Origin of the sequence: Actinopolyspora mortivallis (genome assembly GCF_003001495.1) — a bacterium.
GTDB classification, from domain to species: domain Bacteria; phylum Actinomycetota; class Actinomycetes; order Mycobacteriales; family Pseudonocardiaceae; genus Actinopolyspora; species Actinopolyspora mortivallis_A.
This window is the reverse complement of sequence record NZ_PVSR01000005.1, coordinates 115163-129417: the sequence shown is the minus strand read 5'-3', so window position 1 is coordinate 129417 and position 14255 is coordinate 115163. Positions and strand designations below refer to the sequence as shown.

The following is a 14255-nucleotide window of genomic DNA, read 5'->3' as shown; positions in this document are numbered from 1 at the left end:
CCGTGGGGTGGTTCGGCAGGGTCGGGGACGACCCGTTCGGGCACACCGCGCTGCGCCTGCTGCGCGGCGAGGGGGTCGACGTGTCCAGAGCCGTCGTCGACGGGACCCGCCCCACCGGACTGCTGGTGCGGGACGCCCACCCCCACCGCCCCATCGAGGTCTGCTACTACCGCTCCGGCTCGGCGGGCAGCGCCCTCGAACCGGGGGACGTGGACGAGGAGTGGATCCGCTCGGCGCGGGTGCTGCACCTGACCGGGATCACCACGGCACTCTCCGACAGCGCCCGGCGAGCCACCGAGCACGCGGTGCGTGCCGCCCGTGCGGCCGGGGTGACGGTGAGCCTGGATCCGAACATCCGCCGCAAACTCGCCGATCCGGAACGCTGGTGCACCTTGCTGCGCCCCCTGGCCGAGAGCGCCGACCTGGTTCTCAGCGGCGCGGACGAGGGGAGGCAGATCAGCGGCTGTTCCGAGGACCGGGCGGCCGCCGAGTGGTTCCTCGACCGGGGAGCCTCGCTGGTGGTGTTCAAGCTGGGCTCCCGGGGTGCGTGGGCCACCGACGGCGACCAGGAGTGGTTCCGACCCGCGGCGAACGTGCCCACCGTGGACCCGGTGGGGGCCGGGGACGCCTTCAACGCCGGGTTCCTGTCCGCCCGACTGCGCGGGCTGGCGCTGGGTGAGGCACTGGACGAGGCGACCGTGGTCGCCGGAAACGTGGTCCAGGTCGCCGGGGACATGGACGGGTTGCCGACCCCGGGGCTGCGGGAACTGACCCGGCACTCCGAACAGGTCACCACCCGCTGAACACCGAGACCGAACCGGGAGAGTGAGCCGTGTACCGCTGGCAGATCATGAGCGCCGTCGCCGAGCACGGGGTGGTGGCGATCGTCCGCGCCGACACGGCGGAGCGGGCCACCGACCGCGCCCGGCACTGCCTGGAGGCGGGACTGTCCGTGCTGGAGGTTTCCCTGACCACTCCGGATGCCACCGAGGTGGTGCGGACCCTGCGCCGGGAGCACCCCGACGCGCTGGTCGGGGCGGGCACCGTGCTCGACGCCGAGTCCGCCCACGCCGCGGTGTCCGCCGGAGCCGGGTTCCTGGTCGCGCCCTCCCTGGACGAGGAGGTGGTCCGCACCGGCCACCGGTACGGGGCGGCCGTCGTCCCGGGCGCGGACACTCCCACCGAGATCGTGCGGGCACTGAGCGCCGGGGCGGACGCGGTCAAACTGTTCCCGGCACGGGCCTGGACTCCCCGTCTGGTGCGTGACGTGCTCGAACCGCTGCCGCAGGCCCCGGTGATCCCCACCGGCGGGATCACCGTCGACGACGCCCCGGAGTGGGTGGCGGCCGGGGCGGTGGCCGTCGGCATGGGCTCGGGGCTGTCCGCCGGGACCGTGGAGGAGGTCTCCGAGCGGGTCACCACCCTGCGGGAACGGATCCGGGCCGCACGGAGGTAACCCACGGCCGCTGGCGCGGCTTTCAGTGCGTGTCCTCGGGTGACTTCCGTGTCTGTCGTCGGAGGGGGACGGCGCCCGCGATCCGACTCCCGAACGCCTCGGCCGCCGTGCGCAGTGCCCGCATCCCCGTGGAAACACGCCCACCGTTGAGCGCGTCCACGAGCAGGTCGACGACCTCGCCGCGCAGCCTGCCGCCGGACAGCCGCACGAGCCCACGCAGCGGCATCTCGGCGACGGCACGGTCGAGCATCCCCGTGGCGGCTCCCTCCCCGAGCACGTCCTCGCCCACGGGCATGGCACGCCGCAGCACCCGTGCGAACAGCCCGCCGAGAACGGTGGAGGAGATCTCGCCGACGGTGGACTCGCGGCTGAAGGGCCGCACCGCGCGCGGAGTGGGTACCGGACCGCCCAGTCGCCGTCGGAAGGCCGCGTCGTCGAGGGCCACCGGTGGTGTCGTGGGAGGCTCGGGTGAGGTGTGCGCTCCCTCGGTGACCTCGACGGGGAGGGTGTGGACGACCTCGGCGCCGGAACGTGCCACCTCGATGTCGAAGGTTCCCCGGGGGACGGTCCACTCCGCCCGTTCCACGTCGTAGTAGGCGAACGCCCGGGGACCGAGTTCGACCCCGACCGTGGTGCTCCGGCCGGGGTCGAGCCGGACCTTGGCGAATCCGCGCAGCTCCCGGCGTGGGCGCAGTACCACCCCGGTGCGGTCGTGCACGTAGACCTGCACCACCTCGGAGCCGGCGCGGTCCCCGGTGTTGGTCACCTCCAGGGAGACCGTCACCGACTCCCCGGCCCCGAGGCGCTGCCGGTCGACCGTGGCCTCACCCCACGCGAAGGTGGTGTATCCGAGCCCGTGTCCGAAGGGGAACAGTGGTCTCACCCCGGAGGTGGTGTGGTGGCGGTAGCCGACGAACAGCCCCTCACGGTGCTCCACCTGGTGCGGTTGGCCGGGGAAGAAGGGGTTGGCGGCCACGTCGGAGACCGCGACGGGGAAGCTCTCGGCCAGCCGACCCGCCGGTTCGGCGTCGCCGTAGAGCACGTCCACCAGTGCCGCACCACCGGCCTGTCCGCCCAGATAGCACTCCAGGATCGCTGCGGGTCGGTCCACCCACGGCATCGCCACGGGTCCCCCGTTCGACAGCGCCACCACCGTCCGAGGGTTGACCGCGCACACCGCGTTGACGAGATCGTCGTGTTGGGCGGGCAGTCCGAGCTCCTGCCGGTCGACTCCCTCGGTCTCGTGGGTGGGAGGCAGGCCGGCCAGCACCACGGCCACGTCGGCCTGCCGGGCTGCCTCGACCGCCTCCGCGATCAGCGCGGGGTTCCGCCCGGAGTCGCCCGGCTCGTAGCCCCTTGCGTAGTGGAGGGTGACTCCCCGGCTGCGGAGCTCCTCCAGGGCCGTGTCCAGCCGGGTGGGGGTGACCAACGAGCTGCCGTTCCCCTGGTAGCGGGGTGACTCGGCGAAGGCGCCGATCAGCGCCACCGTGTGTTGCCGGGACAGCGGCAGCGTTCCGTCGTTGGTCAGCAGCACGGTGCCCTCGGCTGCGGCGCGGCGGGCCAGCGCGTGGTGCCGTTCGGCGGGGAACCTGTCCTGCTCACCCCCGGGGGCACGGGCCACCAGCTCCAGGACTCGCCGCGCGCTGGCGGTGACGTGCTCGCGCTCCAGCCGTCCGGAGCGCACCGCCCCGAGCACCTCCCGGTCGGACTCGCCGGCGGTTCCGGGCATCTCCAGGTCGGTACCCGCCCGGACGGCGGCCGCCCGGTCCTCCACGGCACCCCAGTCGCTGACGACCACCCCGTCGAACCCCCACTGGTCACGCAGGACCGTCGACAGCAGCCACGGGTTGTCGGTGCAGTGGACTCCGTCGAGCCTGTTGTAGGCGGCCATCACCGCCCACGGCCGTGCGGTGAGCGCGTGCTCGAATCCCGCCAGGTAGAGCTCGCGGAGCGTGCGCTCGTCGACCACGGCGTCGACGACGAAGCGGTGCGACTCCTGGTTGTTGACGGCGAAGTGCTTGAGGCAGGCACCGACGCCACGGCTCTGGATGCCGCGCACCATCGCCGCGGCCATACGGCCGCTGACCAGTGGGTCCTCGGAGAGGTACTCGAAGTTGCGTCCGCCCAGCGGGTGGCGTTTGATGTTCATACCCGGTCCGAGGGCCACCGTCACCCCCAGGGCGCGGGCCTCGGTGCCCAGTGCGCGGCCGACCTCCTCGACGAGTTCCTCGTCCCAGCTGCTGGCCAGGGTGACGGCCGTGGGGAAGCAGGTCGCCGGTTCGTTGTGGGACAGGTCGAACCGTTCGGAGGTGGACGACTGGGCCCGTATCCCGTGGGGTCCGTCGGTGAGTGTCACGGCGGACACCCCGTGTTCGGGAACCGGGCGGGTGTGCCAGAAGTCGCCGCCCGAGAGCAGGCGGACCCGCTGTTCGAGGGTCAGTTCGTCGACGTCGGGAAGCTGCGTCATGGGCTCGCTCCTGGCTGCGCGGGCGGGTTCCGGCACCGGCGGGGCACCGTTGCGGTGGGCGCGAACGGCTTCCCTCCTCGGCGAGCGCACGGTGGGACGAAAGCTCGCATGGCCGGGTCGGGGTGACCGGCGGGCGAGCCGGGACCCGGTGCGCGGTGCCTCCCTCCCACGCTAACCGCCCGCAGGACCGGCGTCCTCTCGCTCGGAGCGTCACCCGGAGAGTCGGAGGGCCTCGCGGCGGGCGGGAGCGACGTCAGCCTCGGGCGAGGTCGTCGAACTCTCCCGCCTTGCAGCCGTTGATCCACGCCGCCATCTCCGCACGGGTGAAGAGCACCACTCCCGCGTCCGGACGGTTGCTGTTGCGCACGGCGACCGTTCCGTCGGAGAGCGCCGCCGTCTCCACGCACTGACCCTGGTCATTGCTGAAGCTGGACTTGCGCCACGTGGCGGTGTCCAGCTCTTCCGAGGTGCTTCGCGGACGCAGGGGGTTGGTCATTGTCCGTACTCCTTGGCGATGTTCCGCATCATCGCGACCGACTCGTCCGGCCGCAGGGCATGGGCACACAGATGCTCGAAGGCCACTGTATGGGCTTTGATCTCGGTGGGGTCTTCCAGGTAGACGGCACCGGAACGGTGTTCGATGTAGACCACACCGGGATCAGTGGGCCACGGGAGACGATGACCGAGTTTCCCAAAACAGATTGATATCGCTCGCGCGAAATGATCAGCGCCAAGGAGGATACGCCACAAGTAAGGCGTCAGACTCGGGCCGCTCGACGACACCCGGTTCAAGGTCGGGGACGATTCCGTGACGAGGGGGATCCGGATCCGACAGTCCCGGGAGGACCGAGCAACACGAGTTGCGCTGAAATCTCGGATTCAGGGTACGGCGTCCCTGTTACCCGTCGGGCGATCTCGTGCGACCGAAAAGGTCCCCACTGCCCGGACGGCACCCCGGGTTCACGGTTGCTCACCGGCCCCGAGGTGGACGAATCGCCTCAACGTGATCGCCACCACCGGCACCGTGAAGCAACGCGAGGCTCTCGTCCCGGTCTTCCGCGTCCCCGGTCCGTGACACCAAAAAGGCCGCCTCCACCTCACCAGCGGAAACGACCCAGAAAGGATGCTCACACGATGAGCAGTTCGGTGGAGCTGCGGGGAATCGAACCCCGGACCTTCTCGATGCGAACGAGACGCGCTACCAACTGCGCTACAGCCCCTTGCTGTTGTCACCCGGTGTCCTCACCGGGTTCCTCCAAAGCCTAGCACCCGGCACGGCGGGGGCTGACACACCCCCACCCCTCGCGGCGAGCACCCTCATTCTCCCACCGCACGGCGGTACGGTTGCCAGAGACGGTCGTCCAGTTCGTCGAACTCCGGGTCCTCGTCGTCGATGTCGAGCACCTCCATGCCGGAACCGCCCACGCCCCGCGGCCCGCCGACCGGCCCGGGCTCGCCGTCCGCGTCGAACTCGTCCTCCTCGGCACGTTCCCGCCTCGACCCGGACCCGCCGGCGGCGTCCTGCTCGGCGGCACGTTCGGAACCACCGTTCATCCGAGCCAGCCTGCGGTTGCGCACGTCCTCCTCGATGCGCACCTGGCGGCGCAGATAGCCCAGGTACCCCACCAAGGAGAGGTCGGTGACCCCGTGCACCCACCACAGCATCGGCCAGAGGAAACCCGCCAGCACGGCGGTGACCAAGGCCACGACGAGCATGACGAGCACGGTCCGCTGGCGGCGGGCGTACTTGGCCCGGGCCGCCAGCGCGGCGGCGTCCGGGTCGAACCCACCGCGCCCCGGGCGGTAGCGACGCCCGGAGCGCACGTCCTCACCACGCACGTCCTGCCGCTGTTCCGCCCCCGGCGTGTCGAACTCCTCGTCGACCTCCGGATCGTCGAGCGCATCCTGCTCGGTGTCCGGATCGACCCTGTTCTCCCTGTCGGGCATCGCGAGCGCCTCCCTGCCCCTGTTCCCGCCGGAGCCCCCGGCAGTCCTCGGAGGTGCCCCTCCCCCACGCCGGACCACCCTGGCCGCCAGGGCGGTGTCCGTCGGTCGGGAGACCTCCTGCCTGCGGCGCGCGAACATGGGCACCAGAACGATAAGCCATGCCACCGCCAATGCCACGAAAATCAGCGAGCTGAGCACACCTCGCCACCTCCCCCTGGCACACGGCGGCACACACCTGCACTGTCCACGTTATCCAGAACGCTCGTTCGTGTCTTGGAGGCACGCCGTTCCGGACGGGTTCCCACCCACCTCCAAGTTCACCCCAAAGAAGGAAAACGTGCTTCCGGACACGCCGGAACGGTCCACAATCTCCCCCGAACAGAGCAGCGTATCCTCCGGCGTCGTGTCCCGCCCCCCTGCTCCGGCGGCCCCACACGACCTCCCCGACGGGGTCAACGACGACGCGCCCTTCCGGAACGAAGCAGCGCTCCGGTCACCCCCTCGACGACCTCCTCGCAGGTCAACGCGTAGACCAGATGATCACGCCAGGCCCCGGCCACGTCGAGATACCGTTCGAACCTGCCCTCGTGGCGGAACCCCGTCTTCTCCAGCACCCGCACGCTCGCCGTGTTCTCGGGACGGACCGTGGCCTCCAGACGGTGCAGCCCCACCGGGCCGAAACAGTGGTCGACGGCCAGTGCCAACGCCGCGGTGGCCACCCCTCCCCCCGCGACCGAACTGGAAACCCAGTAACCGACCCATCCGGAACGCAGGGCCCCACGGATGATGTTGCCCACCGTCAGCTGTCCGGCCAGCTCACCGTCGAGAGTGATCACGAAGGGCAGCAGCTGCCCCCGGCGACCGAGCCGACGCAACGAACTCCACTGCGCGAACCAGGCGGTGCTCGCGTTGCGCTGGTCCCAGTTGCTCACGGAGGGTTCCCACCGGCGCAGGTACTCCCTGTCCCGCCGCCGGATCTCACTCCACGCCGAGGCGTCCCGCAGTCGGGGAGGGCGCAACGCGACCTCCCCGCGCTCGACGACCAGCGGGCCGAGCCGGGCGGGCCAACCCGGATGCCTGCCTTCGGCGAGTTCGGCTCCGGGGACCGGTCCGGTCATGCTCTGCCTGCTCCCCTCGGTAACGCACTGTTCCGGCGGACACCTCACCGTCGCCCGGAAACGGTCAGGAACGCTGCGACAGGAAACTGACCCGCAACCGTTCCCCCGGCCCCGCCTCGACGACGTCCTCGTCCAGCACCATGAGGCAGTTCGCCTCGGAGAACGAGGCCAGCAGGTGCTCGTCCGAACTGCCCACCGGCTGCACCAGGTAGTGTCCCCCCTCCGAGTCCCGCAACAACCTGCCACGGACGAAACCGCGCCGTCCCTTCGTCGAGACCACGGGGGAAACGAGCTCGGCCGTGATGCTGCGCCGGTGGGGATGGGACTTGCCCAGGGCCGACCGCACCAGCGGGCGCACCAGCACCTCGAAGCCCACGAAAGCGCTCACCGGATGGGCGGGCAGCAGGAAGGTCGGCACCCGATCGGGACCGAGCGTGCCGAAGCCCTGCGCCGATCCGGGATGCATCGCCACCCTGGTGGTGTCCAGCTCACCGAGTTCGGACAGGCAGGACCGCACCCGCTCGCCCACGGCTCCCCCCGCCGCGCCCGCTATCAGCACGATCTCGGACAACAGCAGCCTGCCCTCGACCACCTCCCGCAGGCGCCTCGGCTCGAAGGGCAGGATGCCCACCCGGGTGACCTCGGCCCCGGCCTCTCTGGCGGCGGCGGCCAGGGCGTAGGAGTTCACGTCGTAGACCTGCTCGGGAGCAGGTCTGGCGTCCACGTCCACCAGCTCGTCGCCGAGGGAGATCACGGACACGCGGGGGCGTGGCTGCACGAGCACCCGGTCCCGTCCGACCGCGGCCAGCAGCGCCATCTGGGCCGGTCCGATCGTGGTTCCCCGGCGCACCACCACGTCCCCCTCCCGCACGTCGTCGCCCTCGCGACGCACGAAGGCGGCCGAGGGGACCGAGCGGGACACGGTGACGCCCTCGGCGTGTTCGGCGGTGTCCGCGGCGGGAACCACGGAATCGGCCAGCGTCGGCAGCGGCGCCCCCCTGTCCACCCGGACGGCCTGGCCCGGCTGGAGCCGCTGGTTCTGCCGTTTGCCGGCCACGGCCTCCCCGGCGACGGGAAGCACCACCGGCTCGGTGTCGGCGTGTCTGACGTCGACGCCACGGACGGCGTAACCGTCCACAGCGGCCTGAGCAGCCCCGGGAAGAGCTCGTTCGGCCACCACCTCTTCGGCGCACAGCAGTCCCTGCGCCTCCGCTGTTTCCACCCGAACAGGTGAAGGCCGTACGGCGGCCGCGAGTACCCGTGCAAGCTGCTCGTCCACTGATCTCATGGCTGTCGACCTCTTCCGCGAAGACACTGTTGGCCGCGCACGAGCCGACCGGTACGACACGGCGGGATCAGTTCCGTTCCAGGCGCCACCGGAGCCACTCCCGCAACTCCGATCCGTACTCGGAGTCGCTCAGGGCGAAGTCCACCGCCGCCTTCAGGAACCCGCCGGGATTGCCCAAATCGTGCCGCGCACCCCGGTGGACCACCACGTGTACCGGATGCCCTTCGGCGATCAGCAACGCTACGGCATCGGTCAGCTGCAGCTCACCTCCGGCACCCGGCTCGATGCGTCGCAACGCCTCGAAGATCCGGTGATCGAGAAGGTACCGCCCGGCCGCGGCGAGGTTGGAGGGAGCCTCGGAGGGATGGGGCTTCTCCACCATCCCGTGCACCCGTTTGACCCCGGGATCATCGGTGTCGGAGACCTCGAACACCCCGTAGGAGGCGGTGCGCTCCGGGGGGACGTCGAAGGCGCACAGCACGCTGCCGCCGTACCGGGCGCGCACCTCGGCCATCCTGGTGAGCACCGTGGGCTCGTCCTCCCCGTCCGGATGGACCAGGTCGTCGGGAAGCAGCACGGCCACGGCACCGTCGGACTCGTCCAGGTGCTCCTCGGCGCACCCGACGGCGTGGCCCAGACCGAGCGCCTTCTCCTGGATCGCCGTCTCGGCCCTGATCAGTCCCGGGGCTCTGCGTACCTTGCGCAGCAACTCGTCCTTGCCCCGCTCCTCCAGCGTCGTCTCCAGCTCGGGGTTGGAGCGGAAGTGCTCGACCACCGACCCCTTGTCCGGGGAGGTCACCACCACCATGCGGTCCGCGCCCGCCTCCGCGGCCTCGGCGGCCACCAGTTCGATCCCCGGAGTGTCCAGGACCGGCAGCAACTCCTTGGGAACCGACTTGGTGACGGGCAGAAAACGGGTCCCCAGTCCCGCGGCGGGAACGATCGCGGTGTGGAAGGGTACTGATGTCTGGCTACTCATAACACGGAGCCTAGCGATATTGGCTACCCTTCGTCGCTGTGACGCTCTCCGCTGACGAACTGGCCCGAAAAGAGCAATGGCGACGCGAACTCGGCGCGGCACGCGCCGCCGTGGAGGACACGACCCGGGCGGAGGAGAACCGTGCCCTGCACAGGGCCGTGTTCGGCTTCCTGCGCGGCGTGGCGGTCTCCACGGTGTGCGCCTACGTCCCCGTCGGCTCCGAACCGGGATCGCTCGAACTGGTCGACGCTCTCCGTGAGCACGGCTGTCGTGTCCTGCTTCCCGTGGTCGCGGGCACCGGCCCGCTCGAATGGGCCGAGTACACGGGACCGGAGGGACTGAGCCGCGCGGGCTTCGGCCTGTTGGAACCGAACACCTCCCACCTGGGCACCGACGCCGTCTCCACCGCCGACCTGGTGCTGGTTCCGGCGCTGGCCGTGGACCGCAACGGGGTTCGTCTGGGCAAGGGCGCCGGCTACTACGACAGGTCCCTGCCGCTGGCCTCCCCCTCGGCGGCGTTGCTGGCGGTGGTCCGTGACGAGGAGTTCGTCGAGCAGCTGCCCTCCGAGGAGCACGACGTACGGGTGAACGGTGTGATCACTCCACGCCGGGGACTGACCCGACTTCCTCTGTGACGCAAGACACACATCGGGAGTGCGCTGAGTCCGCGCGGCTCCGCCTGCCCGCCCACGAGGCCGTCGCCGGCCCGCTCTCCCGGGCGGAGATGGACGGCGGGAAGGCTGTGACGCAGGCCCGTTTGCGCCGCGACCCCGGTGTGGCGCATCATCGTGTTGGCACTCGAAGTTTCCGAGTGCCAATGTCGTTGTCCGGAGACCGGCACCAGAGTGCCGCCGTGTGCGACGCGAACAGCGTCGCCGTTCCAGTCCGGAGGTAGAGGCACGTGCCCACCTATCAGTACGCCTGCACCGAGTGCGGGCACGACTTCGAGACCTTCCAGTCGTTCAGTGAGAGCTCGCTGACCGAGTGCCCGGAGTGCTCCGGCAGGCTGCGCAAGCTGTTCAACGCGGTGGGAGTCGTTTTCAAGGGCAGCGGGTTCTACCGGACGGACAGCCGGGGATCGAACTCCTCCAGCGAGTCCGGTTCCTCGTCCAACGGGTCCTCCGGTGGTTCCGAGTCCTCCGGGGGGAGCTCCTCCTCCGAGTCCGGCTCGTCCGGCACCTCCTCCGGCACGCAGCCGCAGACCTCGGCGGCCTCCACCTGAGCGCAGCGCTCCCCTCACGGAACGGGGAGCGGTCCCGGCGCGTCCACAGCAGGTCGATCTCTCCACAACCCGCGTGATCGGAGCTGCCCGGAGGGGTCCACCTCGCTCTAGCCTTCACGGACAGAAGGTGCACACGAGGTGGAACCGGAGGACGGCTTGTGGAACGGACGGACGAACGCCGGAACGCGCCTGGACACGCGTCTGAGGGACCGCCTACGGTTCCGTGGACCGCTCGTCGGACGCGGGAGTGTGCTGGTGCGCCGCGTCACGGCCGGGGTCCTGCTGGTGGCGGCCGCCGTCGCGGCCCTGCCCACCGGACCGCGGGCAACCCCGTCGGACTCCCGCGCCGTGGTCACGGCGGCCCACGACCTGAGGCCGGGCACGGAACTCACCGCACGGGACCTCGCCCTGCGACGGATGCCGCGTCGACTCGTTCCCTCCGGGGCGGTGACCGCCTCCGGGCGGGCCGAGGGCAGACTCCTGGCCCACGCGGCCCGCGAAGGCACCGTCCTGACCGATCTGAGCCTGCTCGGAACGGAACTGACCCGCTTCACGGCGGGCGACGAGGACCGTGCCGCCGTGGCCGTGCGGCCCGCGGAGACAGCGGTGACCGAACTACTGCACCCAGGCGGCCACGTGGACGTGGTCACCAACCGGCGGGGCCGCACCGAGGTGCTGGCAGAACGGGCCACGGTCGTGTCCGTGTCCCCGGAGAACGAGGAGAGCGACCCGCTGGTGGTGCTCGGTCTGGACCGCACCCGAGCGGCACGGGTCGCCTCGGCCCGGCTCCGCGACGCGCTCACGCTGACACTGCGGTGACCCCGCGTTCTCCCACGCCGGAAGGGACGCGCCCCTCAGCCGTGGTGCGGAGGACGGTTCTCCCGGTACCAGGCGTCCCGGTCCGTCCCTTCGCCCGGTTCCCGCTCGTCGCCGGTGGTCTCCGGCAGTATCTCCCCGAAGATCTCGTCGATGTCCCGACGAGCCGAACGTGCCCGTGCCCGGCTGCTCCGGGTCTCGCCCTCGTTCACGACGTCCTCCCACGGTTTCCGTTCGCGTTCCCGGGTGCGGAACCGCTCCCCACGTACCGAGCGGCCCGGATCGTGAGGGCCGCCCCGGCTCAGATCGCCTCGTCCATCCCCGAGAGCTGTTCGGTCACGTGGGTCACCAACGGCGTCAGTGTGGCCATCCCGTCCCTGATGGCGGCCCGGGACCCCGCCAGGTTCACCACCAGAGTACTGCCGGACACTCCGGCCACCCCCCGGGACACCCCGGCGTCCACGGAGCCCGCAGCCAGACCGGAGGCACGCAGCGCCTCCGCTATCCCCGGCACGGGACGGTCCAGCACGCCCGAGGTGGCGTCGGGGGTGACGTCCCGGGGGGAGACCCCCGTACCCCCCACGGTGATCACCATGTCGACACCGCCGATCACGGCCGTGTTCAGCGCGTTCCGAATCTCCACCGTCTCCCCCGCGACGGCGACACTGCCGTCGACGATGAAACCGGCCTCCTCCAACAGTTCGGTCACCAGTGGTCCCGTGGTGTCCTCGTGCTCGCCCTGTGCGACCCGGTCGTCGACCACGACCACCAAGGCCCGCCCCAACCGCTGCGCGTTGCGTTCCATGTCGGTCACCGTAGCGTTCACCGACTCGAACCCGGGATCCAGCGGTGCGGAGGGGACCGAACGAAGCGGACGGTCGGCGAGGCGGCTTCCTCGGTCGTTCATGGGAATTCTCCTGATCATCGTGCGTTCCACGGGCTTTCCGTGCCCCCCGACCACGTGCGTCCCGGCATCACCCCTCCGAGGGACCCGGGAACGACTCCCCGACTCCTTGCGGAAGAGTGACGCACGATCACCGGCCCGCACTCGCACGGCCCGCCCCTCGGACGGAAGTCCTGTCGGCACGGCTCGTTCGGAAGGACTCGTGACGGTCCGTGGGGTGCCCGGCCTCGCGGAAGGCGCCGCTCTCGACACCCGACATGCCCGGTGTACTCCGGCGCGGAACCTACGAGCCCGTCGCGGGATGCGGCACACCCGGTGTGTTCCGACACCCGAGCACCCCGAGTCACGAAGTCCCGGGAGAACGAGCCCACGGGCTCACATCTCGGTACCTGCCAGGGTCGCCTGGACGGTTCGTTCGTTGCCGCCCTGCCGGTCGGTGACCGTGAGCGTGACGGTCTCCCCCGGAGCATGGGACCGGACAGCGGCCACCAGCTCGTCACCACTGTTGATCAGGCGGTCGTCCACCTTGGTGATGACATCGCCCCGTTCGATGCCCGCCTTCGCCGCGGGACCTCCCGAGGGAACCTCGACCACCAACGCACCGGAGGTCCGTCCGGTGATGTCCACCGTGACCCCGAGGGTGGTCCGTTCCGCCGAGCCGTCCTCGATGAGCTGCTTGCCGATCCGCTGGGCGTGGTCGACAGGTATGGCGAAACCAAGCCCCACCGAGCCGGCCTGCCCACCGGGGCTGCCGCTGCCGGGACTGTAGATCGCCGAGTTGATCCCGATCACCTGACCGTCCATGTTGACCAGCGGACCACCGGAGTTGCCCGGGTTGATGGCGGCGTCGGTCTGCAACGCGTTGAGCACGGTGGACTGGCTTCCACTCTCGCCGCCCGCCCGGACCGGTCGATCGGTGGCGCTGATGATACCGCTGGTCACCGTCCCGGACAGCCCGTAGGGCGACCCGATCGCCACCACACCGGAACCGACCGGAACGTCCTCGGAGTTGCCCAGCGTGGCCGGGGTGAGTCCCTGGGCGTCGGCCTTGACCACGGCCAGGTCCGACCACGGGGCCGTGCCCACCACCTCCAGCCGGGCCGTCTTGCCGTCGTTGAAGCGGGCCACCAGGGACCCGCTTCCCTCAGCGCCGCTGACCACGTGGTTGTTGGTGAGGATGTAGCCGTCCTCGCTGATGATGATTCCCGAGCCCGTGCCGGAGGAAGCGCCCCCGAAACCCCGGGCCTGGATCTGGACGACGCTCGGCAGCACCTTGTCCGCCACGGCCTGGACCGACCCCGGTTCGGCCGTACCGGTGTTGGAGGCGGGCTTGGGCTGGTCGAAGGAGGTGACCGAGGAGGTGTCGCCGGACCACTGGTTGACGGCGTAGCTTCCGAGTCCGCCCCCCAGCAGACCCACCACGGCGGCCAGTGCGGTCACTCCGGCCACGAACCTGCCCCGTCCTCCGCTCCGTCGCCCCGTTTCCGTTCCGGTGGGCGGCAACGGGGCGTGGTGGTAGGCGGCGTACTGCCCCTGCTGATACGGATCCGAATACGGCATACCCTGCTGCCCCGCGTACTGCTGTCCCCCGTGCCGGGGCTCCTGGGCCTGCCCGTAGGGGGGAGGGAACTGCTGGGTGGAACCACTCTGCTGCCCGCCGGGGAACCCACCGGGCTGCTGGGGTGGCTGCCCCGTGCCGTAGGGCTGTTGAAAAGGCTCGCCGGGACGCGGGTACGGCGACTGCGCACCCCCGTGTTCCGGTTGTGGCGAGCCGTGCGGGTACGGCGGGGGCCCCTGTCCGGCGGTCGGGGTCTCTCCGGGAGCCCCTCCGGAGGGATCGGGGGAACCGGGCCGGGGGCCGCCCTCCGGGGTGCTCCCGGAGGGCTGCCCCGGGGACGCGTTTCCGGGGGCTTCGGGCTCACCCGTGTTCGCCCACGAGGAGCCCTCGTCCTCCGGTGTCCTCGGCTCCTCCTGCCTGTCCTCGGAAGAACCGGAATTCTGTTCGGTCATGTCTCCACTCTGCGTTATCCGACTGAGAACCGCCTGAGATCAGACTGG

15 protein-coding genes and 1 tRNA gene are annotated in these 14255 nt (G+C 70.8%); 5 read left to right on the top strand and 11 right to left on the bottom strand.

Annotated features, from left to right (window positions below):
- Together CEP50_RS06545 and CEP50_RS06540 are read left to right on the top strand one after the other, a co-directional pair.
- Nucleotides 1-803, top strand: an 803-nt coding sequence (locus CEP50_RS06545) for a sugar kinase (protein ID WP_106113033.1), incomplete at its 5' end; no start/stop codon positions are given.
- 29 nt (nucleotides 804-832) lie between these two features.
- Complete coding sequence (locus tag CEP50_RS06540) at nucleotides 833-1456, top strand: bifunctional 4-hydroxy-2-oxoglutarate aldolase/2-dehydro-3-deoxy-phosphogluconate aldolase (protein ID WP_106113032.1); 624 nt, start codon at nucleotides 833-835, stop codon at nucleotides 1454-1456.
- 22 nt (nucleotides 1457-1478) lie between these two features.
- On the opposite strand, the gene CEP50_RS06535 is transcribed toward CEP50_RS06540, so the two are convergent.
- The 8 genes from CEP50_RS06535 to CEP50_RS06505 form a co-directional block, all read right to left on the bottom strand.
- Nucleotides 1479-3923, bottom strand: a complete 2445-nt coding sequence (locus CEP50_RS06535; protein WP_258174920.1) for a glycoside hydrolase family 3 C-terminal domain-containing protein — start codon at nucleotides 3921-3923, stop codon at nucleotides 1479-1481.
- Between the two features lie 253 nt (nucleotides 3924-4176).
- Complete coding sequence (locus CEP50_RS06530; protein ID WP_106113030.1) at nucleotides 4177-4419, bottom strand: DUF397 domain-containing protein; 243 nt, start codon at nucleotides 4417-4419, stop codon at nucleotides 4177-4179.
- Nucleotides 4416-4706, bottom strand: a complete 291-nt coding sequence (locus CEP50_RS20310) for a Scr1 family TA system antitoxin-like transcriptional regulator (RefSeq protein ID WP_258174919.1) — start codon at nucleotides 4704-4706, stop codon at nucleotides 4416-4418. Before CEP50_RS20310 ends, CEP50_RS06530 begins: the two co-directional genes overlap by 4 nt.
- A 364-nt stretch (nucleotides 4707-5070) precedes the next feature.
- Nucleotides 5071-5143: transfer RNA gene (locus tag CEP50_RS06525), tRNA-Ala, on the bottom strand.
- Between the two features lie 97 nt (nucleotides 5144-5240).
- On the bottom strand, nucleotides 5241-6068 hold the full coding sequence (gene sepX, locus CEP50_RS06520; protein WP_106113029.1) for a divisome protein SepX/GlpR: 828 nt from the start codon (nucleotides 6066-6068) through the stop codon (nucleotides 5241-5243).
- Between the two features lie 254 nt (nucleotides 6069-6322).
- A complete protein-coding gene (locus CEP50_RS06515) occupies nucleotides 6323-6988 on the bottom strand; it encodes a GNAT family N-acetyltransferase (protein ID WP_106113028.1) in 666 nt (221 codons plus the stop codon).
- A gap of 64 nt (nucleotides 6989-7052) precedes the next feature.
- A complete protein-coding gene (glp, locus tag CEP50_RS06510) occupies nucleotides 7053-8276 on the bottom strand; it encodes a molybdotransferase-like divisome protein Glp (RefSeq protein WP_106113027.1) in 1224 nt (407 codons plus the stop codon).
- 67 nt (nucleotides 8277-8343) lie between these two features.
- Nucleotides 8344-9255, bottom strand: coding sequence for a UTP--glucose-1-phosphate uridylyltransferase (locus CEP50_RS06505; RefSeq protein WP_106113026.1), 912 nt, complete (start codon nucleotides 9253-9255; stop codon nucleotides 8344-8346).
- 38 nt (nucleotides 9256-9293) lie between these two features.
- On the opposite strand from CEP50_RS06505, the gene CEP50_RS06500 reads away from it, so the two are divergent.
- From CEP50_RS06500 to CEP50_RS06490, 3 genes are all read left to right on the top strand, one after another.
- Nucleotides 9294-9890 carry a 5-formyltetrahydrofolate cyclo-ligase gene (locus CEP50_RS06500; protein WP_106113025.1) on the top strand — a complete coding sequence of 199 codons (597 nt, stop codon included), beginning with the start codon at nucleotides 9294-9296 and terminating at the stop codon, nucleotides 9888-9890.
- Between the two features lie 266 nt (nucleotides 9891-10156).
- Nucleotides 10157-10477: an FmdB family zinc ribbon protein gene (locus tag CEP50_RS06495; protein ID WP_106113024.1), complete on the top strand. Its 321-nt coding sequence runs from the start codon at nucleotides 10157-10159 to the stop codon at nucleotides 10475-10477.
- A gap of 255 nt (nucleotides 10478-10732) precedes the next feature.
- Nucleotides 10733-11296: an SAF domain-containing protein gene (locus CEP50_RS06490; protein WP_181188243.1), complete on the top strand. Its 564-nt coding sequence runs from the start codon at nucleotides 10733-10735 to the stop codon at nucleotides 11294-11296.
- Between the two features lie 35 nt (nucleotides 11297-11331).
- Here the strand turns inward: CEP50_RS06490 and CEP50_RS20065 are convergent, their stop codons facing one another.
- The 3 genes from CEP50_RS20065 to CEP50_RS06480 all read right to left on the bottom strand — a co-directional run bounded on the left by CEP50_RS20065 (nucleotide 11332) and on the right by CEP50_RS06480 (nucleotide 14207).
- Nucleotides 11332-11505 (bottom strand): hypothetical protein, encoded by a 174-nt coding sequence (locus CEP50_RS20065; RefSeq protein ID WP_181188242.1) that lies wholly within the window; start codon nucleotides 11503-11505, stop codon nucleotides 11332-11334.
- Between the two features lie 89 nt (nucleotides 11506-11594).
- Nucleotides 11595-12098, bottom strand: coding sequence for a MogA/MoaB family molybdenum cofactor biosynthesis protein (locus CEP50_RS06485; protein WP_106113049.1), 504 nt, complete (start codon nucleotides 12096-12098; stop codon nucleotides 11595-11597).
- A gap of 474 nt (nucleotides 12099-12572) precedes the next feature.
- Entirely contained in the window at nucleotides 12573-14207 is a 1635-nt protein-coding gene (locus CEP50_RS06480; protein ID WP_258174912.1) for a trypsin-like peptidase domain-containing protein, read from the bottom strand.
- Between the last annotated feature and the right edge of the window lie 48 nt (nucleotides 14208-14255).

Excerpts from the sequence above, each read along its gene's own strand:
- CEP50_RS06480 (WP_258174912.1), bottom strand. The coding sequence starts at position 14,207 with ATGACCGAACAGAATTCCGGTTCTTCCGAGGACAGGCAGGAGGAGCCG.
- CEP50_RS06535 (WP_258174920.1), bottom strand. The coding sequence starts at position 3,923 with ATGACGCAGCTTCCCGACGTCGACGAACTGACCCTCGAACAGCGGGTC.
- CEP50_RS06530 (WP_106113030.1), bottom strand. The coding sequence starts at position 4,419 with ATGACCAACCCCCTGCGTCCGCGAAGCACCTCGGAAGAGCTGGACACC.
- CEP50_RS06515 (WP_106113028.1), bottom strand. The coding sequence starts at position 6,988 with ATGACCGGACCGGTCCCCGGAGCCGAACTCGCCGAAGGCAGGCATCCG.
- CEP50_RS06505 (WP_106113026.1), bottom strand. The coding sequence starts at position 9,255 with ATGAGTAGCCAGACATCAGTACCCTTCCACACCGCGATCGTTCCCGCC.
- CEP50_RS06485 (WP_106113049.1), bottom strand. The coding sequence starts at position 12,098 with ATGGAACGCAACGCGCAGCGGTTGGGGCGGGCCTTGGTGGTCGTGGTC.
- glp (WP_106113027.1), bottom strand. The coding sequence starts at position 8,276 with ATGAGATCAGTGGACGAGCAGCTTGCACGGGTACTCGCGGCCGCCGTA.